The 20,100-nt window shown below is 70.1% G+C and carries 15 protein-coding genes; 11 read left to right on the top strand and 4 right to left on the bottom strand.

Going from position 1 to position 20,100, the window contains the following annotated elements; genetic code table 11:
• Positions 1-54: 54 nt before the first annotated feature.
• Positions 55-3,120, bottom strand: a complete 3,066-nt coding sequence (locus ABZ406_RS22530; RefSeq protein ID WP_357764849.1) for a BTAD domain-containing putative transcriptional regulator — start codon at positions 3,118-3,120, stop codon at positions 55-57.
• 130 nt (positions 3,121-3,250) lie between these two features.
• Here ABZ406_RS22530 and ABZ406_RS22525 point away from each other — a divergent pair, with 130 nt between their 5' ends.
• Positions 3,251-4,051 carry an AfsR/SARP family transcriptional regulator gene (locus ABZ406_RS22525; RefSeq protein WP_357764846.1) on the top strand — a complete coding sequence of 267 codons (801 nt, stop codon included), beginning with the start codon at positions 3,251-3,253 and terminating at the stop codon, positions 4,049-4,051.
• A gap of 48 nt (positions 4,052-4,099) precedes the next feature.
• Here ABZ406_RS22525 and ABZ406_RS22520 read toward each other — a convergent pair whose 3' ends face one another.
• The 3 genes from ABZ406_RS22520 to ABZ406_RS22510 all read right to left on the bottom strand — a co-directional run bounded on the left by ABZ406_RS22520 (position 4,100) and on the right by ABZ406_RS22510 (position 6,642).
• A complete protein-coding gene (locus tag ABZ406_RS22520; protein ID WP_357764843.1) occupies positions 4,100-4,699 on the bottom strand; it encodes a hypothetical protein in 600 nt (199 codons plus the stop codon).
• The gene (locus tag ABZ406_RS22515) at positions 4,696-5,643 is read right to left on the bottom strand and encodes a hypothetical protein (protein WP_357764840.1); all 948 of its coding nucleotides are present in this window, start codon (positions 5,641-5,643) and stop codon (positions 4,696-4,698) included. Before ABZ406_RS22515 ends, ABZ406_RS22520 begins: the two co-directional genes overlap by 4 nt.
• An 822-nt stretch (positions 5,644-6,465) precedes the next feature.
• Positions 6,466-6,642, bottom strand: coding sequence for a hypothetical protein (locus ABZ406_RS22510; protein WP_357764837.1), 177 nt, complete (start codon positions 6,640-6,642; stop codon positions 6,466-6,468).
• 389 nt (positions 6,643-7,031) lie between these two features.
• On the opposite strand from ABZ406_RS22510, the gene ABZ406_RS22505 reads away from it, so the two are divergent.
• From ABZ406_RS22505 to ABZ406_RS22460, 10 genes are all read left to right on the top strand, one after another.
• The gene (locus ABZ406_RS22505) at positions 7,032-10,796 is read left to right on the top strand and encodes an AAA family ATPase (protein ID WP_357764834.1); all 3,765 of its coding nucleotides are present in this window, start codon (positions 7,032-7,034) and stop codon (positions 10,794-10,796) included.
• Positions 10,793-11,665: a hypothetical protein gene (locus ABZ406_RS22500; RefSeq protein ID WP_357764832.1), complete on the top strand. Its 873-nt coding sequence runs from the start codon at positions 10,793-10,795 to the stop codon at positions 11,663-11,665. The genes ABZ406_RS22505 and ABZ406_RS22500 overlap by 4 nt, the downstream gene beginning before the upstream one ends.
• Position 11,666: 1 nt before the next feature.
• A complete protein-coding gene (locus ABZ406_RS22495) occupies positions 11,667-12,854 on the top strand; it encodes a 4Fe-4S binding protein (RefSeq protein WP_357764829.1) in 1,188 nt (395 codons plus the stop codon).
• 191 nt (positions 12,855-13,045) lie between these two features.
• Positions 13,046-13,681 carry a fasciclin domain-containing protein gene (locus ABZ406_RS22490; RefSeq protein ID WP_357764826.1) on the top strand — a complete coding sequence of 212 codons (636 nt, stop codon included), beginning with the start codon at positions 13,046-13,048 and terminating at the stop codon, positions 13,679-13,681.
• The gene (locus tag ABZ406_RS22485; protein ID WP_357764823.1) at positions 13,681-15,264 is read left to right on the top strand and encodes a molybdopterin-dependent oxidoreductase; all 1,584 of its coding nucleotides are present in this window, start codon (positions 13,681-13,683) and stop codon (positions 15,262-15,264) included. Before ABZ406_RS22490 ends, ABZ406_RS22485 begins: the two co-directional genes overlap by 1 nt.
• A 137-nt stretch (positions 15,265-15,401) precedes the next feature.
• Positions 15,402-16,190, top strand: a complete 789-nt coding sequence (locus ABZ406_RS22480) for a hypothetical protein (RefSeq protein WP_357764821.1) — start codon at positions 15,402-15,404, stop codon at positions 16,188-16,190.
• Positions 16,191-16,266: 76 nt separating this feature from the next.
• Positions 16,267-16,890: a class F sortase gene (locus ABZ406_RS22475; RefSeq protein WP_357764818.1), complete on the top strand. Its 624-nt coding sequence runs from the start codon at positions 16,267-16,269 to the stop codon at positions 16,888-16,890.
• 59 nt (positions 16,891-16,949) lie between these two features.
• The gene (gene sigK / locus ABZ406_RS22470) at positions 16,950-17,576 is read left to right on the top strand and encodes an ECF RNA polymerase sigma factor SigK (RefSeq protein WP_357764815.1); all 627 of its coding nucleotides are present in this window, start codon (positions 16,950-16,952) and stop codon (positions 17,574-17,576) included.
• Entirely contained in the window at positions 17,573-18,304 is a 732-nt protein-coding gene (locus tag ABZ406_RS22465) for an anti-sigma factor (RefSeq protein ID WP_357764813.1), read from the top strand. Before sigK ends, ABZ406_RS22465 begins: the two co-directional genes overlap by 4 nt.
• Before the next feature lie 111 nt (positions 18,305-18,415).
• On the top strand, positions 18,416-20,083 hold the full coding sequence (locus ABZ406_RS22460; RefSeq protein ID WP_357764810.1) for a serine/threonine-protein kinase: 1,668 nt from the start codon (positions 18,416-18,418) through the stop codon (positions 20,081-20,083).
• The last annotated feature ends 17 nt before the right edge of the window (positions 20,084-20,100 follow it).

Here is a 20,100-nt window from a genome sequence, read left to right as displayed (position 1 = left end):
CAGCACGAGCAGGACGTCCATTGGATTCGCCTGAGATCATTTCGTCAGGGATCTCTAACTGGCCTGCCGGAGCCACGCCTCGGGCTCGCCGGGGCCGAGCAACGCCTGGGCCTGCCGGGCCAGCAGGTGGTGTTGGGCCGCGCGGGCGAGTTGTTGGCCCATCCTGGCGTGGCTCACCGCCTCCTGAGGCCTGCCGGCCGCCCGGTACGCCCCCGCCAGGCCGAGGTGGGCGTTGACCTCGGCACGGCGGTAACCGATCTCGCGACCCAGCCGCAACGCCTGGTGCAGCAGCTCGAGTGCCGCCGCCGGGCCGTGCAGGCCGAGCGTGACGGTGCCCAGGGTGGCCAGAGCCTCCGCCTCGACGCGGCGTCGGCCGATCGCGCGCGCGATGCTCAGGCATTCCTCGGCGAGGCGCTGCGCCTTGGCGTGGTAACCGAGATCGACGTACGCGGCGGCGAGCTGGTCCAGATCCGTCGCGGCGCCGTAGCGGTTACCCACCTGGCGACGCAGCACCACGGCGTGAGTGAGGTGCAGCACCGCCAAGCTGGGCCGGCCGAGCGCGCGCAGGCCGACGGCGAGGTTGTGCAGCACGTTGGCGATGTCGTTGAGCGGCTGCTCGGCGACGTCCACTGACGTGTACCCCTCCAGCGCCGCCTGCTGCGCCCGGACCGCTTCGTGCACCTGGTCCAACTCCAACTGGACGACACCGAGGTTGCTCAGACAGCTCCACTCGGCGTACCGGTTGCCCAGCTCGCGGTAGAGCCGCAGCGCCTGCGCGTAGCACTCGCCCGCCTCGGTCAGCCGGCCCTCCTCCCGGTGCACGATGCCGAGGTTGTTGAGGATGGATGCCTGCCCGACCCGGTTACCCAGCCGGAGTTGGATGGTCAGTGCCGTGTTGAACCCTCGCCGGGCGTCGGCGTACTCGGCCCGGCTGGCGCTCAGTGTCGCCAGGCTCGCCTGCATCGCGGCGACGCCCGGGTCGTCACCTTCGAGCTGGGCCTGCGCCAGACCCAGTTCGGCGACGGAACGCCATTCACCGTGCGCCCCGGTCTCCTGGAGGTAGCCGCGCATCCGGTCGGCCAGATGCCAGGCGATCTCCCGTGGGCCGTGCTGCGCCAGGTGCCGGATCGCGGCGAGCAGGTTGGCGTACTCGGCGTGGAACCAGCCAGCTGGCTCCGGTCGCGCCGCTGCCGCCGTACTCCGGATTGGCCCGGCGGGTTGTGGGAGGAACGCCATCCGAGGATAGCTACGCCGGGCGAGCGCGTCGGCGGTGGCCAGGTAACCGTGGAACAGCCGGTTCAGGGCTTCGGCGCGCTGGTCGGCGGTGTCCTCGATGCGAGACTGCTCCGCGGCGTACAGACGGATCAGGTCGTGGGTGGCGAACCGACCGCCCCTGGTGGGGCGTACCAGGTGACTGCTGGTCAGGGTGCGCAGCACCGCGTCCGCGGCGGGCCAGTCGACGTCCGTGAGCGCCGCGAGGTCTTCGGTGGTGAAGCAGTCGGTGGGCGTCGACCCGAGTAGTCGCAGCGCCCGCCGCTCCGCGCCTCCGAGCCGCTGGTAGGACGGTGCGATCGCGGCGCGCAGCGCCACCCTCGGGTCACCGGGCACCGAAAGGCCGCCGAGTCGGTCGCCGTCGCGCAGTCGACGCACGTACGCGCGTGCGTCAGCCGGGCCGGCGGTGGCCAGGTTGGCCGCCACGATCCGCAGTGCCAGCGGGAGGTTGCCGCACAGCGCGGCCAGGTCGTGTACGACTTCCGGGGAGATGCTGAACCCGTGTTCGTGGAAGACCGCGGTGAGCAGGTCGACAGCGTCCTGTGGGTTGAGCGGGTCCAGTCCAACGGCACGTCCACCGTGCAGCGCCACCAGAGCGCCGAGTGTGCTGCGGCTGGTCACGATCACGGCGCAGCCGCCAGCACCGGGTAGCAGCGGCTCGACCTGCTCCGCCGAGGCGGCGTCGTCCAGGACGATGAGGATGCGGCGACCGGCGAGAGCCGCCCGTAGCGCGGCGGCGCGCGCGTCCGCCGTGGCCGGTTGGGCCGCACCACGCACACCCGAGTAGGTGAGCAGCTCGGCGAGGACGTCGAGGGGGTGAGCGTGGTGGTGTTGCTGGCCGCGCAGTCGCACGTACCACTGGCCGTCGGGGAACTCGTCGGCGAGTTGGTGACCGAGGTGGATGGCGAGGGCGGTCTTTCCGATGCCCGGGGCGCCCGAGACGGACACCAGGGGCAGGCGTCCCTCGTTGGCGGCGGTGACGAGGGACCGCCGGATGGCCGCGACCGTCGCGTCGCGTCCGTGCAGCACTCCGCTGTCGGCCGGCAGTTGGAACATCGGTGGTGCGGCCGGGGTGACCTGGGGTGTCGTGGGTGGTCGCCAGCTCAGCGCGGGGTCGGCGCGGAGCACGCCGTCGCGCAGCTCCCGCACCGCCGGGCCGGGGTCGACGCCCAGCTCGTCGGAGAGGATCGCGGCGAGCTGATGGAAGGCGTCGAGGGCTTCGGCCTGCCGTCCGCTGCGATACAGCGCGAGCATCAGCTGCGCCCACAGCCCTTCGCGCAGCGGGCTGCGCCGGGTCGCCCGCCGCAGCTCCGCGACGATCTCGGTGTGCCTGCCGAGGGTCAGCTCGGTGTCGAAGAAGACGTCGGTGGCGCGTGCCCACCGTTCGGTCAGGGCCGGCACATCCTCGCGGTGCAGCACCTCGGAGTCGATGTCCGCCAACGGGTCGCCACGCCACAGCGCCAGGGCTTCCCGCAGCAGGTCGGCTCGGCGTTGCGGGTCGGCGGTCAGGCCGGCCGCCACGAGCGTGTCGAAGCGGGAGAGGTCGAGGGCGGCCGGGGGAAGCTCGAGGACGTAGCCGCTGACCCGCGTCACGATCAGCTCGCCGGGTTGGTCCTCGATGGTCAGGGTGCTGCGCAGCCGCCGGACCAGTGAGTGCAGTGCTGCTCTCGCGTGGGCGGGTGCCCGCGTGCCCCAGACCCGCTCGACGAGGGCGGAGACGCTGACCGTCTCACCCCGGTTGAGCAGCAGCGTGGCCAGCAACGCCCGCTGCCTGTTGGCTGGGACGGGGATCGTGCGGTGGTGTCGGGAAACGCGAAGAGTGCCGAGCACGGCGAAGTCCCACTCCACGAAGCCCCCAGCGTCGGGACGGCCAGACGCCGCACGGCGCCGACCGAGAGCGACGGTAACACGACGGTCCGACACCACTGTGTGGTCGCGACGCACCGTGAACATCCAAGGGAAGTCCCGTGACAGCGCGATGACAGCGCTTCGACGACGCCCGCTGCAACAGTTTCTCGGCAACGAGGAGGAGCAGGTGAGGCAGATGGATTTCCGCATCCTGGGGCCGATCGAGGCCGTCCGGGCCGGTCAGCCCGTGCCCCTGGCAGGGCCGCAGCAGCGCTCGGTACTGGCCGCGCTGCTGCTCGCGCGTGGCCGGATGGTGTCGGTGGATCGGTTGGTACGTCTGCTCTGGGCGGAGCGACCGCCGGCGACCGCGCGTACCCAACTGCGCAAGCGGGTCTCCGAGTTACGCGCGGTGCTCGGCGCCGACCGCATCCGGTCCTGGCGGGAGGGTTACGCGGTGCGGTTGGAGTCGGGTGAGCTGGACCTCGACCGGTTCCTCGACGAGGTACGGCGAGCCACAGTGCTGCGTGACGCGGGCCGGCCGGCCGAGGCGTCGGACGCGTTGGCCGCAGGTCTCGAGTGGTGGCGCGGGCCGGCGTTGGCCGACGGTACTGACGAGCTGACCGACGCGGAGGCACCGCAACTGGAGGAGGCGCGCCTCGCCGCGATCGAGCAGCGGGTGGCCGTGCGGTTGGACCTGGGCCACCACCCGCAGGTCATCGGCGAGCTGGTCACCCTGGTGCGCCGTCACCCGTTTCGGGAGCGGCTGCGCGGTCAGCTGATGCTGGCCCTGCACCGCAGTGGTCGTACCGCCGACGGCCTGGGTGTCTACCGGGACTGGCGGGCGGAGCTGTCGGCGCAGCTCGCCATCGAGCCGGGGCGGGAGCTGCGCGACCTGCATCGCGCCCTGCTTGGTGGGGATGTTTTCTGCTGAACGGGGTGGTGCCGGGCGAGGGCTGGATGGCCCCCGCCCGGCTTGCCGTCATGAACAGGAGACGCCCCAGTAGTGCGAGCTGATCTGGTTGTCGGCTGCGGTGCCGTCATCGAACGCCTGGTAGCCGAGGGTGAAGTCGGCCCAGTAGTCGCCGCGCGAGAGGCACATGCTGCCACCGGTGAGGAACGCGCCGGTGCGCATCCGTACCGCGTCGTAGGTGTGCATAACCCCGTTGTTCCAAACCGACGTGGCGATGTTGTCGAAGCTGTAGTCGCCGCCGCAGCCCCACTGGCCGGTCGTGGCGGGACCGCCCGGGTTGACCCAGTTGCTCGCGTTGCCCGCCCAGGCGCACCAGCGGCCGCCCCAGTAGGCGTGCTCGTAGGCGTAGAAGTAGCCGTTGCCCGCTGCCGCGGATCGCGCACCGTCCAGTGGGGTTCTCTTCGGCAGGTCGATGCGCTCGGCCCGGCCGTCCCGGTTGGACGGCTCGGCCTGGACGGCCGAGCCGGCCGAGCCGGGCTGCGCGGGGGCTGCGGCTGCCGGTGCGCCGGCCAGCAGCATGGCGAGCATCGCGCCCCCCGCCGCCAGGACCAGGTGGATCCGTTTCATCTCGTCCTCCTTCTCGCCGAGCGACCATCGCTCGGCGTTCATTCGTGTTCGGCGGCGACCACGGCCCGGGCCCGGGGGAGTGCCCCGTGCTCCAGCCGGTGTTTGGTCGCCACGTCCTGGTGGTACGCCGTCGTCAGCTCGTCACCGTGGCGGGAGTCCAGCGCCCGTGCGGTCGCGGCGAGGCCGTCCTGGGCGCACCGCGCCTCCGCGACCGCCGCAGCGATCTCGGCCGCCCGCCCCCGTTCAGCGACGCTCTCCCGCAGCCGATCCGGGCTGTCAGCGGTGTACCCCTGCTGCCGCAGGCACCGCGCCCACGGCCGTAGCGCGGCCGTCCAGGCGGGATCGGTGAGCACCCGCCGCTGCCGCAGGTACGTCAGGTCGGCGACCACCTTGCTCGACCGGTACCACCCGGCGAGGTCGCCGTAGAGCTGGCGCTGCGCCTCGGACGTGCAGCCCTCGGCGCTGCGCCGCATCACCCCACCCGAGGGGAGCCGTGCCTCCAGGCCCTCCGGGCGGGCGCCGTTGAGCGCGGCCAGCGCCGCCCCCCTGCGTTCGGGGGAGAGGCCGTCGACGTAGCGCTGGTTGGGGTCGGCGAGTCGGCGGGCGTTCATCGCCTCCACCACGTCCGAGCCGAAACCGTGTTTCCGCGCCCACGCCACGTCGTCGACGAGGTACGGAAAACTGCGCTGCTCGTCCGCCGACGTCGGTTGGACCGGCCACAGCTGGAATCCCGCGCGGGTCATGCAGTCGCGGGTGAGGAGCGCTTCGGCCCGGTCCAGCACTCGCCGTTCCTCCACGCTGGCGGAACCCGCCGGAACGGTTTCGGGCCGGGTGGCGATTGCCGACGCCGGTCCGGCCGACGTCGACCCGGACCGGGCTGCGGCGATCGACGATGCGGCGAGTGGCAGCGCGACGGCGGCGACGGCGATGGCGACGAGCGCTCGCTGTCGGGTCCGGAGTGGTAGTGGTGTCCTGCCTGATCGCATGAGCTGAGCAGACCAGCGAGGTGTTCCGTTTCCGTACCGTTGACGTACCGCGAGCACCTGGCCCGTCCACGATCGCGGGCTAGCGACGCCGCTTCCGCAGAGACGCCGCAGACGGGCATGAGTATCGGACGCTCGACCTCGTGCGGCAATGGTGGGCCGAGCGACAGCGGCTTGTCGTATGGATCAACCAGGTACGACGCCAGTGGTCACTCAGCGATCGGACCGACAGGCGTGACAACGCGGCAGGCCTGGTCGAGTTCGGCCGGTATCTCGACGACGGCCTGGAAGCTGATCTTCGCAACTACGGGTTCTGGCTGGACGACCGAAGACCTCGAAAGCCACGTGAGGTGCCCCCGACCCTCTAGTTCCGTCGTGGAGCCGTGCCCGCGGTCTGCGCGTCTGCCGCAGAACGGTCGGCCGCCGTCACCTCCCGCTTCTGGGCGTTTTCGCTGTCTGACCTGGCAAGGCGAGGCATTACCGTCGTGGACGTTATGGGGCTGTTTTGCTGGACCAGTAGTCCCGGTCGGGCAGTAGGACCCATTGATCGGCGGGGCCGGCGATGCATCGGGCGTCGACAGGACGCAGGCCTACGAACGCGCACGCGTATGCGAGGGCCTTCTGCCCGTAGAGGTAGCTGAGCAGGATCATCTGGCTGGTGTCTTCGCTCCACGCGGCACCGCCGGGGTGCAGGTCCCAGCCGATCGTCTCGCCATCACGGTAGATGCTGCCCTGGTTGCCGCTCTTCGGGTTGGCGTAGAGGCCGTAGGCGACGGTGCCGGCGGATAGCAGTCGGCCGATCAGGGGTGTCTGTGGCTGGTATCCTCACGGCTGGGTGATCACGCAGCCGCCGGGCACGTCGGTGATGCCGATGAGTAGCAGGTCGTCCATCTCCGAAAGCCAACCCCAGTCGTCGTCTGGCTCCTGGTCGACGTCGTAGTAGGCGAGAAGCTCGTCCTCGGGCATCGGGGTGCCGTCGAGCCGGCGGATCGCCTCGCTCACGTCGATCCCGACACCCTCGCCTCCATCAGCAACACCGCAATGCTGGAGTTGTCGGCGCAATGGGGGCGGACTGAGGAGTTGGCGTGGGGTGGTCCGCTTGCTGACGACGAGATGCTGCCCGTGATCCAGAAGTTGGCCGCCCTTGCTCGGCGCGCGCGAGACGCGGGCGAGGATCTGTATTGCTGGTGCTGCCTGTGACTGACAACAGGGTGTTGCCGGGCCCGGATCGGGGAGCCGGTGGGGGAGCGCGGCGTAGGCGCTGCCTACGCCGCACTTCCGCGTGACGCATTGTCACCATCGCGCCTACCTCGCAGCGGCACAGGTGACATCTCGACAGTCAAAATGATCGCGGGTATTATTTTCTCGGACTGCCGCCGAGGGGGCCGCGTGTGACTTTACGAGAATTCGTAGGCCGCCAAGCCGAGCTCACCGCGTTCGCGAACTTCCTCCGCCCGCCGAGCACCTATCGAATTCTCGCCGTCAGTGGGATCGGCGGAGTCGGAAAGTCGACACTCGTCGAGAAATTCTGTGAAATTGCGCGTGCTGGGTCTCATCCCGCAGCGCTGCTGAACGCCCGCCGTCTGTCGAATCCTGACCTCGGATCGGAATACCCGGCTGCGGTCGAGGCAATGATCGCCCTGGAAAGATCGTTCTGTGATGCTGGCCTGAAACTGACCGAATTGAGCAAGCAGCTCAATCGGTACAAGAAGCTGCATTCTTCGCTTGCCCGCAAGTTCGCCGGGGCCGAAGGCACGGCCGTCGGTGTGATGATGAAGGTCGGCCTTTCCGCCATCCGGGCGGGTGCGACCGTCTTCCCGATGGCGGCCCCGCTCAACGAGGTCCTGACCCCGGAGTTGGCCACGCAGGTCAGCACCGCCATCGCCTCCTACCGGCGCGCAGCGGACCGGCGGTTGCTGTCCGATCCGGTTGAGGAGTTGACGACGACGTTCGTCAGAGGCCTCAACAGTCGGGCGAGCCATGATGAGCGGCGCATCGTCATCGTGGTCGACGAGTTCGAGCGGGTGCCGATCCGCGTCGAATACTGGCTGCGCGCTCTGTCGTGGGGCGACTTCGGTGCCCTGGAACAGCGAGTGCTGCTCGTGCTCTCCGGGCGCAGCCCACTCGATCAGGACTGGACGTCGCGCGGGCTCGCCGGCGGCCCGTCCGAGGTGATGCAGTTGCGGTTGCAGCAGTTCTCCAATGGCGAGGTCATCGAATACCTGCACCGCACCGGCGTCGACAGCGAATCCGTTCAGACGATCGCGTCCAGTCTCGGGCCGACGTACCGGCTGCCACTCGTCCTACGGTTGCTGGTGGCCGATCCCGGCCGCTTGCCGCTGCACACAGTCGGGCACGGCCATCTGGGCCTGTTCGCCGACGATCTCGTCGGCCGGATCCTCGATGTGCGGGAGACCAGCCAGCAACGCCGCGACCTCGCCCTGGCGATGAGCGTGGCCAGACGATTCGATCTGTCGATCGTCTCGGTGTTGCTGGGCGAGATGAGTAACGACGAGGCCCGCGACGGCCTACAGTGGCTGACCCGTCAGGATTTCATCGACCAGCACGCCCCGGCGTACACCTATCACGACCTTGTGCGAAGCGTCTTCATCGAGCACCTACAGAATACCGATCGGGATCTGCTCAAGGGCATGCATCTCACCATCCGCAGACACTACGAACAGATGCTCACCGACAACATGGTCGACGAGCGTTCGCGGGCGGTGAGTCTGGAGGTTGCTTACCACGCGTTGTCCGGGGGTGGCGGCCGGCCACTGACTGATGCGTTGCGGCTGCTCTTCCGATTCCTTCCCACCGCCTACGAGTACGGCATGGAATGGAGTCGCGCGATAGGGCAGGTGCTCGCCGAGCGCACCGACTACGGCCCGGTCGAGCGCGCGAAACTGGAACGCCTGTCGACGGTGCTGGAAGAGTCGTGGCTGCTCAGCGTGCCGTCCGCGCGCCCAGGTGCGGCGGTCGCCGCGGACCCGGCGATGAACATCCTCTTCTCCAGTTCATTCGACGACTCGCTGCCGACCATCGACGACCACAACGCGGAGCTGTGGCTGTCCTACCTGGAGTGCCGGTTGCGCATCGTCGCCGGGAGCCCTGACGACCTGGTCGTCGCGTTCGACGAACTGCGCCGCATCTGGTCGCACCGCGTTGGTCTGGAGAATCTGTTGTCCTTCCGGGTCGCCACGGATCTCGCCGACGTCCACACCCGCCGGAACGAGCTTGCGGAGGCGCTCGTCTATCACCGGGAGGCGGTGGCCATCGCGACCGCCGAAGGTGCGCAGATCTGGCAGGCGTTCGCGCTGTACCAGTTGGGTAACGACCAGAAGCGCCAGGGCGCCTACCAGGACGCTCTCGCCTCGCTGTCGGCCGCGATCGAGCTCATGAGCACTACCCGGACCGACCGGTCGACCCGCTACTACCGGGGGCGTTTCCTGCTCGACCAGGCCATCACTCTGACCTACCTGAACGACGCGGTTGCCGCCGAGCGCAGCTTCGAGGAAGCCCGGGTCGCCTTCGCCGGCAGCAGCAAACTCAGCTATGCCGAGCTCAGCCACCGGGTTGGCTGGTTGAAGCGGGTCCGCGGCGACCTGACCGGGGCGCTCGCCGACCACGAGGCCGCGATTCGCGCCTTCGAGGAGCTCGATTCCGGGCTGCACATCCCGGACGGGCGCACCTCGGCGGTCAGCTACCTGCTGGCCAAGGCGCTGCACAGCATGGGCAACGTGTACGCCGAGATGAGCCGCCATGCCGACGCGCTGCGCACCTACGCAAGGGCGGTATCGCTGTTCCAAGGACAGGGTGGGGTACGCCACGAAGCCATCGTTCTCAAGGACCGGTCGTGGAGCCGGGCCATGATCGACGGTTACGAGGCCGCCGAGCACGATGTGATCGACGCTGTCGATCTTCTCGGCCCACAGGGCTCCCAGTCCGAACGTCCAGCGGTGAACGCCGCAACCCACCTGGCCGAGGCATGGTTGACGCTGGCGAGGATTCGTTGTTGTCGCGCCGACCTGCTCGGTGCCCGCGGTGCCCTGGGGAACGCCCTGCGGATCATCGGTGAAGAGGTGAACCCGCCGCTTCTGGCACCCGCGTTGCTGCAGCTTGCGATGTGCCACGCCCTGGCAGGCGACATCAGAGGCGCTCAGGCGGCGCTACAGGCGGTGAGTGAACGGGCGACGGCGCCGCGCACGCTGCACTGGCAACTGGCCGGGCGGGCACGACTGGTCGAGGCTGTCGGGTACGCGGTGGTCGGCGAGCATGCGCAACGCGACAACGCATTGGCCGAGTCGCTTGTCAGTGGTGCCCGTTGGAATGAATTCGAGCGGCGTTTCCTGGTTGAGTTGTGGGCCCGACTGGAGCCTACGATGACGGCCATGACGAACTCTCGCGCGACCGCGCTGACGGATCCGGAAACCGTGGGCGAAGACCAGGACGAGATCATCGACATCTACGACGAAAGTGGCAACAGTCGCGGCCAGGCGAGCAGCCGGGCCGCACATATGGCCGGCCTCTGGCACAGATCATTTCACTGCTGGATCATCTCTCGCGATCCGGCAGGGGACCATCGGGTGTTACTTCAACGGCGCGGGCCGTTCGCCAGAAGCTTCCCGAATCTGTTCGACATCAGCGTCGCCGGCCATTACAAGGCCGGTGAGGGTGTCGAGGGCGGGGTTCGGGAGTGCCGGGAGGAGTTGGGTATCGAGATCGATCCGGGCGCGCTGCGACAGATCGCGCGCCGGATCATCGACGAGAACCTCTACAACGGCACTGTCAACCGGGAGTTCCAGGACATCTACCTCCTGGAGCTCGATGATCCAATTGACTCCTCCACGATCGGCTACCCGGAGGTGAGCGCGCTTGTCACGTGCTCGCTGCGTGGACTGCTCGGTGTGGTGACCGGCGATGTCCTCTCGATTCCTTATCAGGGCGTCTCGTACGACGAGAGTCTGGGCAGGGTCACCGATGTCGACGGACGGCTCACGCAGGCCGAATTGATATTGGAGGCAAGGGCCTATCACCAGACCGTCTTCGCGCTGATCGGGAAGGTCGTCGACAGTGGTGTCGACATCGCTGATCTCGCCGGTGCGGCGCAGTCCGAGGTCAGCATTGCTGACCGATCCAGATGGATCTCGATGCTATGACCTCAGCGGTGGTGATCGGGGACATCTTCCACGACTACGTCAGCGACCTCAGCCGCGCCGACGTTCCCGTGCCCATCGACCTACCGACATGCAACGCCGATGCTGTCGCTCCGGTGCTCAGCGCCCCGGGCGGAGCGGGCGCGCAGTTCGGCATCGCCGCCGTGTCCGTGGGCTTCAGCCCGGTCACGATCATCGGCAAGGTCGGTGGGACGAGCGCCACCGAGGTCGACATCGAGGGCAGATCCGCGCTGGGCGCCCTGTCCTCTGCGGGGCTGCGACTGGCGCTGGCCATCGACCCCACGGTGCACACCGGCCGCGCGATGATCACCTATTTTGCCGGCGATCACCGCTTCATGATCTCTGATCCTGGCGCGAACGCGACCTTCGAGCCGTCCGATCTGACCCCCGCCATGCGGGACGCGGTGGCGAATGCCGATCTGCTCTACGTCTCTGGCTACTCGCTCGTCACTCCCGCGCGGCGGGTCGCCGTCCGGGAGTTGATCGTGATCGCCCGCGCCCACGGCGTGACAGTGGCACTCGACCTGGTGCCTCACGAGTTCGAGGCGCTCGTGCCGCGCAGCACAGTGGACGCCATGCTCGGCTCGATCGACTGGATCCTGCTCGCCGCCGTCACCGGCCGACGACTCCTTGGCGCGGCACGGACCGCGAGTGCGGAGGACGTCCTGGACACGCTCGCCCCGCGGATCGCCTCGGTTGCCGTGTTCGAGCATCCGAGCAGCGCGAAGGTCATCAGCCACGGCGTGCGGAGCTCCCACACGTTCACCTACGTCGCCGGTGCGCAGAGCCGTGGCCAGTCCGCCCGTGCCCATGCCGAGCTTCTCCACGGGCATCTGACGACGAGGAGTTGACGTGGGTGCAGCGACGCAGTCCGCTGACCTTCCTGTCGACCTGTCCGTCGACCTGTGCGGCGTTCGGCTGGACGGGCCGCTAATGCTCGGCTCGGGTGGGCTGGGCGAGTCCGCCGACACCCTGGCCGAGTTCCAACGCACCTCCTGCGCCGCCGTGGTCACCCGCACACTGCGTACCGTAGTCCTGCCCGGTCGGGAGCGGTTTCCCAGCCCACACCTGAGCGCCGGTCCCCGCCGGAACTGGTTGTTGAACTGTGAGTGGGGCAACCTGCGCCCGTTGCGGTACTGGATCGACACAGGGCTTCCCGAGGCCGCCGCCCGCGGGCCGGTCATCGCCAGCATCTCCGGCCGAAGTCTCGAGGATTGCGAGCGGACCTGCCGCGCCCTCGCCGGGAGCCCGATCGGTCTCGTGGAGATCAACTTCTCGTGCAGTCACGCGGGACAGGCGTTCGGGCGGGTCACCGACGACGCCGACCACGTCGCCCGAGTCGTCACGGCCGCGAAGCGGGCTTCGCGGGCCCCGGTGATCGCGAAGCTGGGCTGGAGCCCCGTGCTCGCCGCGGTGGCGGCGATGGCGGTACGGGCCGGCGCGGATGCAATCGCGGTGACCAACAGCATCGGTCCGGGTCTGGACATCGACGTCGACACCGCACACCCCAAGCTCGGCATCGCCGGGGGATTCGGGGGCATGAGCGGGCCGGCGATCTTTCCGATCGCCCTGGAGTGCGTCCGGCAGGTCGTCGACGCGGTGACGGTGCCGGTCATCGGTGTCGGCGGGATCTCCTCCGGAGACGACGCCATAAAGATGATCATGGTGGGGGCGACCTGCGTGCAGGTGTACACGGCGGCCACCTTCCGGGGGCCTGCCGTCTTCGACGCGATCACGAACGGCCTGAGGCACCATCTGCGCAGGCGCGGCCACCAGACGGTGGCGGCGCTACGCGGGCTGGCGACACCGCACCTCCGCGAGCCAACCAACACGCACATCCGCGTCCCGGTCGTCGACACCGCCAACTGCCACCCCTGCGGCGCCTGCCAGCGGGTGTGCCCCGCCGACGCCATCGACATGACCAGCCGAGCGGAGATCCGCCCGGACGCCTGCACGGGTTGTGGGCTCTGCGTCGACGTCTGTCCGCCGTACTTCAACGCGCTGTCGCTGCCCCAGGGCACGTCCAACCGGAACGGCTGAGACGGGCGTCGCCCACCGCGCGGGGGGTGCTACGCCGGCGGCTCGACCGCCTGGAGTACGTCCCGGTACGGGTGAGCAGCGTGTCGGCTGTCGGCATCAGAGTTTCCTCGATCTTGTACCCATCCGCCCTCAGGTCCCCCTCGAATGCCTCATGACAGCAGCAATCGAGTACCAGGATCTGAGGAGTTCGTATGAAGCGGCGCTTGTTTGCCACGGTCGGCGTAGTCACCGTGCTGGCCCTGTCCGGCTGTGGTGGCACCGACAGCGAGGACACCGCCAGCGGTGGGAGCGCCGCGCCGAGCATGTCGGCCAGCGCGCCGATGACGTCGATGTCGCCGTCGATGACATCGGGTCAGTTCGGTTCGGGCTGCGCGGCGGTGCCGACCGATGCGTCGAACCCGGGGAGTTTCGAGGCGATGGCGAAGGTGCCGGTGGCGACCGCCGCGTCGGGTAACCCGCTGTTGTCGACGCTGGTGACGGCGGTGAAGAAGGCCAACCTGGTGGATTCTCTCAACGGTGCGCAGGGCGTGACGGTGTTCGCGCCGACGAACGACGCGTTCGCCAAGATCCCCAAGGCGGATCTGGACAAGGTGCTGGCCGACGACGCCATGCTGAAGAAGATCCTGACCTACCACGTGGTGACGACCCAGTTGTCCCCGGACACTCTCGTCGGGACCCACAAGACGTTGCAGGGCGGCGACGTGACGGTGACCGGTGGTGGCACGGAGTTCACTGTCAACGGCGCTTCGATGGTGGTCTGTGGGAACGTCTCGACGGCCAACGCCACCGTGTACATCGTCGACAGCGTCCTGATGCCGAAGAGCTGATGGCGTCCACCGACGTCGAGCCCCGGCCGGCGACCAGCCGGCCGGGGCTCCCCCGCAGTAGTGCCGCCGTCCGTGTATTCGCCGTCGGTGTGCTCAGCGCCGGCGTTGCCCTCGGGGTGGCGCACCTCGTCGCGGCGCTTGTCGATCCGGCGGCCGATCCGGTGCTGGCGGTCGGCGGCGTCGCGATCGATCTGGCGCCGCAACCGGTGAAGGCGTTCGCCATCCGGACCTTCGGTGTCAACGACAAGATCGCCCTCCTCTGCGGCGTCTACGCCCTGCTGGCCGTAGCCGCGGTCCTGCTGGGTGCGGCGGCGCTACGACGACGCCGTCACGGTCTGGTGGGACTCGCCGGGTTCGCCGCGGTCGGTGTCGCCGCCGTCCTGTCCCGCCCGGCCGCGACGCCGGTGGACGTCCTGCCGGTGCTGGCGGGTGTGCTCACCGGGATGGCCGCGATGCTGGTGTTGGTGTCCGCCGCCCGGACGGTCGCTGTCGCTGGCCCGGGTCGGCCCCGGTTGCTCAACCGTCGTCAGTTCCTGGCCACAGCGGCGGGGACGGCCCTCACCGCCAGCGCCACGGCCGCCATCGGCCAGGCTGTCGGTCACCGCAGCGCGGTAGGTGCCCGTTCCCGCGCCGCCGTTCGCCTACCGCCGCCGACGCGACCCGCGCCGCCGCTGCCCGGGGGAGTCTCCACCGGCGTGCAGGGGGTTTCGGCGTTCGTCACCCCCAACCGGGACTTCTACCGGGTCGACACGGCCCTCACCGTCCCGCAGGTGGACGTGCGGACGTGGCGGCTGACCCTGGACGGGGCGGTCGACCGTCCGCGTGCGTGGACGTTCGACGACCTCCTCGCCCGTGGCCTGGTGGAGCGCGACATCACCCTCAACTGTGTTTCCAACGAGGTCGGCGGCCCCTACGTCGGCACCGCCCGCTGGGCCGGCGTTGCGCTGGCCCCGCTGCTGCGCGAGGCGGGCATCCGCGCCGGGCAGAACCAGCTCGTCAGCCGATCCGTGGAGGGCATGACCATCGGCACCCCGCTCGAGGCGATCCTCGACGGCCGCGACGCGCTCCTGGCCGTGGCGATGAACGGTGAACCCCTGCCCCTGGAACACGGCTTCCCCGTCCGCATGCTCGTGCCCGGTCTCTACGGCTACGTCGGTGCCTGCAAGTGGCTGACGTCCCTGCGGGTCACCACGTTCGACGAGTTCGACCCCTACTGGGTGCAGCGCGGGTGGGCCGCCGACGCGCCCGTCAAGACCGCGTCGCGGATCGACACCCCGAAACCGTTCGCCCAGCGTCGCGCGGGCCCGGTCATGGTCGCCGGTGTCGCCTGGGCGCAACGTCGCGGAATCGGCGCCGTCGAGGTGCAGGTCGACGACGGGCCGTGGCGGCAGGCCCGCCTCGCCGACGGCCCGTCGCCGGACCTGTGGCGGCAGTGGACCTACCGCTGGGACGCCACCTCCGGCAGCCACACCCTGCGCGTACGGGCCACCGACGCCACCGGCGACACCCAGACCGACAGGCGGGCCGCGCCCTTCCCCGACGGCGCGACCGGCTGGCACAGCACCACCGTCACCATCACCTGACCCGGTGCGCCCGTCGGGTCGCCGTCCGTACCGGAAATGAATCCGAGCCGGCACCAATCCGGTGGACCGGAGGCGACGAATCCCTCACGACAGCATTCGAGCACAACGCCGTACCCAGGCGGAGACGGAGACTTGTTGTGAGATTGTCCCGAGCACTGCTCGCCGTGCCGGCGGTCGCGCTGACCCTCGCGTTCCCGGGTGTCGCGCACGCCGACGAGAGCGTGCAGGTCCAGTTGCAGGACCTGAACGAGACCGGGGCGACCGGCACCGCGACGTTGACGGCGACGAACGGCGGCGACCTGACGGTCATGATCCGGTCGAAGGGCATGACGCCGAACTCGCCGCACGCCCAGCACGTGCACGGCGCGGCCAACGGGATGGACTTCCACTGCCCGGACAAGTCCGCCGACGCGAACGGCAACGGTTACGTCAGCACCGAAGAGGGCCTCAAGATGTACGGGGACATCTTCATCTCGTTGACCACCACCGGAGACACGACGAAGGCCAGCGGCCTGGCGGTGGACCGGATGCCCAAGGCCGACGCGAAGGGCAACCTCAGCTACGAGCGCACCATCCCGGCCGCGGACCTGCCCAAGGGCACGATCGAGCACCTGAAGGATCTGCACCTCGTGCAGCACGGCATCGACGCCAACAAGAACGGCAAGTACGACATGGAAGCGCTCGGGGAGTCGACGTTCGCCAGGTCCATCGGCGTCAACGGCATCCCCGCCGAGGCCACCGACCCGGCGACGTGCGGCATGGTCAGCGGCGCGGCCGCCGGCTCCGTACCCGCCGGGGGTGTGGCCACCGGCGACGGCAGCACCTCCGGCGGCTCGCCCATGGTGATGTACGCCGTGGGTGGCCTCGCGCTGCTCGGCGCCGCCGGTGCGGTCGTCGCGCGCCGCCGGTTCGCCGGCGAGCGCTGAGTCGGATCATCCGATGGACAACGGCGACGTACCTGTGCCTGCCGGCCACCGTCGAGGGCGCTTTGCGCTCCCGGCGGTGGCCGGTGTCCTCACCGTGACGGCGGCCGTGACGATCGGTCTCGCGCTCACCGGTCGCGGCGAGGACCCACCCCGGCCCGACGCCACCGCTGCGGCGCCGGCCGTGAACGCGTCGCCGGTCCCGGCGACCAGGCCGGGCGAGTTGACCTCGGGGCCGCTGATGGTCGGCTCGCCGCCGACGCGGGTGTCGATCCCGTCGCTGAAGGCCGCCGCCGCGATCGTCGCCCTGGGCCTGCAGGCGGACGGTGCGATGCAGGTCCCGGACAGTGCCACCGACGTGGGCTGGTTCACCAAGGCACCGACGCCCGGTGCGCTCGGCCCGGCGGTGCTGGCCGGGCACGTCAACTGGAAGGGCCGCCGCGGAACGTTCTTCGACCTGGGCAAGCTGCCCGTCGGCGCCGGGATCACCGTCGAGCGTCAGGACGGCAGCACCGCGGTGTTCACCGTCAGCAAGGTCGCGCAGTACCCCAAGGACCGCTTTCCCACCGACGAGGTGTACGGGACGACCGACCACGCGGCGCTGCGCCTGATCACCTGCGGCGGCGAGTTCGACACCTCCACCCAGCACTACCGCGACAATGTCATCGTCTACGCGCGCCTCGCCCACGCCCATCCCGCCTGACGTGCACGTACACGTACACGTCGGCGGCCCACCGGGCCGTCGACAGCACAGGAAAGGACATGCCGAGAATGAGCGGTGACCCGGAACAGGCGCGGCGGTTACGAGCGGTGCCACAGGACACCGCGACCCCGCCGAACGCCGACGAGCTGTTGCTGCGGGTGGCGCGGGGCGACGAGGCGGCGTTCGCCGCGCTGTACGACATCATGGCGGGCAAGGTCCTCGGGCTGGCCCGCCGTGTGGTGCGTGATCCGGCGCAGGCTGAAGAGGTGACGCAGGAGGTGATGGTCGAGGTGTGGCGCACGTCCGGCCGCTTCGACGCCGGTCGGGGCTCCGCCTCGGCGTGGATCCTGACCATGGCGCACCGCCGGGCGGTGGACCGGGTGCGCTCCGAACAGGCCCACACCAACCGCACCCGGCAGGTCGCCGCGACCGAGACGCATGTTCCCTACGACGAGGTGGTCGAGGATGTCACCGCCCGGTTGGAGCGGGAACAGGTCCGCCGGTGCCTGGGCCGGCTGACGCCGGTGCAGCGGGAGGCGGTGACCCTCGCCTACTACGGCGGTCACACCTACCGAGAGGTGGCCGAGAAGTTGCAGACGCCGCTGCCGACGGTGAAGACGCGGATGCGCGACGGACTGATCCGGATGCGCGACTGCCTGGGCATCGACATGGAGGGACGGGCATGAGCGCCGACGTTCACACCCTCGCCGGCGCGTACGTCCTGGACGCTGTCGACGACATCGAGCGGCAGGCGTTCGAGCGGCACCTGGCCGAGTGCGAGCCGTGTCGCGTCGAGGTGGGCGAGTTGCGGGAGACTGTCGCGCGCCTCGCCGACGACACCGTGATCGAGACGCCTCCGCCGGGGTTGCGGGAGCGGACCCTCGCTCAGGCGACCCGGACGCCGCAGGTGCGCGTCACCGCCCCGGGTGCGGGCGGTGGACGGCAGGTAGGGAGGTGGCGACGGCTGAGCGTGGCCGCCGCCGCAGTCGTCCTCGTGGCCGGCGGCGCGAGCGCTGTCACGTGGGCCGTCAGCAACGATCGGATCAGCGACGAGCAGGCCAGCAGCGACCAGGCCCGGCAGATCGCCGCCGTCCTCGATGCCCCGGACGCCCGGGTGTTCGAGCGGGCGTTGGAGCCCGGGGGTGCGGCCACCGTGGTGGTCTCCCGCGAGCGTGACCGCGGGGTGGTGCTGCTGCGCAACCTGCCCGCGCCCGGTCCGGGGCGGATCTACGAGCTCTGGCTCATTCGCGGCACCGAGCCGGCCCGTTCGGTGGGACGACTCGCCGAGGGGGACAGGGCGTCGACAACGGTCATCGGTCCGGTCGCCGAGGCCGCCACGTTCGGAGTGTCCAACGAACCCGCCGGTGGCTCCGTCGCCCCCACACAGATCGTGGGTACGGTCGAGCTGAGCTGAGCCGGGTCGGCCTCCGTCAGACCGGCGGCCGACCCGACCCGCCACCTGAACCCCCGGGTGCTTCTGGTCGCTCCCACCCATCCGGGCGCTGAGCCGCTCCGAATCCCCCACATGGATGACGAGTTGCTCGCCGGCCGGTACCGCAGACTCCTGCTGATCGGTGACACCGCGGCCCCCGGCGGCGTGTGGCTGGCACGCGACGAGGTGCTCGACCGGCACGTCGCGCTCAAGCAGATCGTCCTACCGGGATGGGCGAGCGACGCCGAACGGTCCCGGTTGCGGGAGCGGACGCTCGGCGAGGTCCGCGGATTGGCGGGGCTCGATCACCCGGGCGTCGTGGGGATGTGGGATGTCCTGAGCGCCGATGGGTGCCTGTGGCTCGTCATGGAGCACGTACCCTCCCGGTCCCTGTCCGCTGTGGTCGCCGTCGACGGCCCGCTCGCACCCGCCGAGGTGGCGCGGGTCGGCCTGCACGTGCTCGCCGCCTTGAGCGCCGCCCACGCGACGGGAGTCGTACACGGGGAACTGAGTCCGCTGAACGTGCTGCTGGCCGACGACGGGCGGATCATGCTCGGCGGGTTCGGCCTGGCGATCTTCGACAGCAGCAACCCGGCGACCGTCACCGCGCCGACCCTGGCGACGGTCCAGTACGTCGCACCCGAGCGGGCCCGCGACGGCAGGGCCACCCCCGCCACCGACCTGTGGGCCCTCGGCGCGACGCTCTACCTGGCCGCGGAGGGCCGCCCGCCCTGGAATCGGCCCTCGACCCTGGGTACGCTCGCTGCCCTGGCCACCGAGGCGCCCGACCGGATGACCGCCTCGCCGCTGGAAACCACGATCACGGGTCTGCTGCGGCGTAATCCCCGTCAGCGCCTGTCCGCACCGGAGGCCCGCGACCAGCTGGAGCAGGTGGCCGCGGCGACCGTACCCATCGATCCCGTGGCGGCGCCCCGCGCGCGCCGCTGGCGGCCCGTGACCGCCCTCGTTCGCCGGCCGCCGGCCGATGCCACCCGGGTCCTTCCGGTCGCGCAGGACGGCATCGACACCACAGTCATCCGGATCCGGGCGTCAAGCCCTCGCGACCGGACGACCGGCTGGGCGTTCGCCGGTGCCGTGACGGGCCTGCTGGCGGTCGTGGCCGTCGTCGTCACGGCAACCGGCACCGTGATCGGCGGCCTGCACGGTCAGGACGAGCCGCCGGCCGCCGCACCAGGCGGAGCGGCGGCCGGCGCGATGGAGTCGACCGCCCCGGCACCGCCGGCCCACCCGTGCCTGGACGATGGTGTCTCCACCGAGGTCGAGCCTCTGCAGGGGCCCGCCGGGCCGCAGCCGTACGCGCTGCCGGACGGATGGACGTGGCATCAGGACACCACCGGTTTCGTGATGGCGGTGCCCGTCGGGTGGACCCGGCACACCGAGGGCGAGACGGTCTGCTTCCGCGACCCCGCCGAGGTACGGGCCATCGCCGTCGACCCGGCCGCCGAGGCGTCCTCCGTACCGTCGAAGCAGTGGGAGGCCGCCGAGCGTGACGCGGTGACCACCGGGGCGCTGGCCGGCTACCAGAAGATCAGCATCGGGCCGGTCATCCGCCCCGGCGGTGCAGGGGAGTGGGAGTACACCTGCGACCAGGCTGGCGGTACGCGGCTGCACGTCCGCCGGCTGCTGGTCAACGACAGCAGGACCCGCGCCCACAGCCTGTCCTGGATCACCCAGGACAGGCTGTGGGAGGCAACCGAAGCCTCTCAACGACTGTCAGTGGCCACCTTCCGCCTCGACTGATCGCGGCGGGTGGCCGG

Origin of the sequence: Micromonospora sp. NPDC005710, from assembly GCF_040630995.1 — a bacterium.
Classification (GTDB): Bacteria; Actinomycetota; Actinomycetes; order Mycobacteriales; family Micromonosporaceae; genus Micromonospora.
This window is presented reverse-complemented; position numbering and strand designations above follow the sequence as displayed.

Coding starts and splice junctions, on each gene's coding strand:
- ABZ406_RS22520 (WP_357764843.1), bottom strand. CDS start 4,699: ATGAACGCCGAGCGATGGTCGCTCGGCGAGAAGGAGGACGAGATGAAA.
- ABZ406_RS22465 (WP_357764813.1), top strand. CDS start 17,573: ATGAGCGCCGACGTTCACACCCTCGCCGGCGCGTACGTCCTGGACGCT.
- ABZ406_RS22460 (WP_357764810.1), top strand. CDS start 18,416: ATGGATGACGAGTTGCTCGCCGGCCGGTACCGCAGACTCCTGCTGATC.
- ABZ406_RS22500 (WP_357764832.1), top strand. CDS start 10,793: ATGACCTCAGCGGTGGTGATCGGGGACATCTTCCACGACTACGTCAGC.
- ABZ406_RS22515 (WP_357764840.1), bottom strand. CDS start 5,643: ATGCGATCAGGCAGGACACCACTACCACTCCGGACCCGACAGCGAGCG.
- sigK (WP_357764815.1), top strand. CDS start 16,950: ATGCCGAGAATGAGCGGTGACCCGGAACAGGCGCGGCGGTTACGAGCG.
- ABZ406_RS22485 (WP_357764823.1), top strand. CDS start 13,681: ATGGCGTCCACCGACGTCGAGCCCCGGCCGGCGACCAGCCGGCCGGGG.
- ABZ406_RS22525 (WP_357764846.1), top strand. CDS start 3,251: ATGACAGCGCTTCGACGACGCCCGCTGCAACAGTTTCTCGGCAACGAG.
- ABZ406_RS22490 (WP_357764826.1), top strand. CDS start 13,046: ATGAAGCGGCGCTTGTTTGCCACGGTCGGCGTAGTCACCGTGCTGGCC.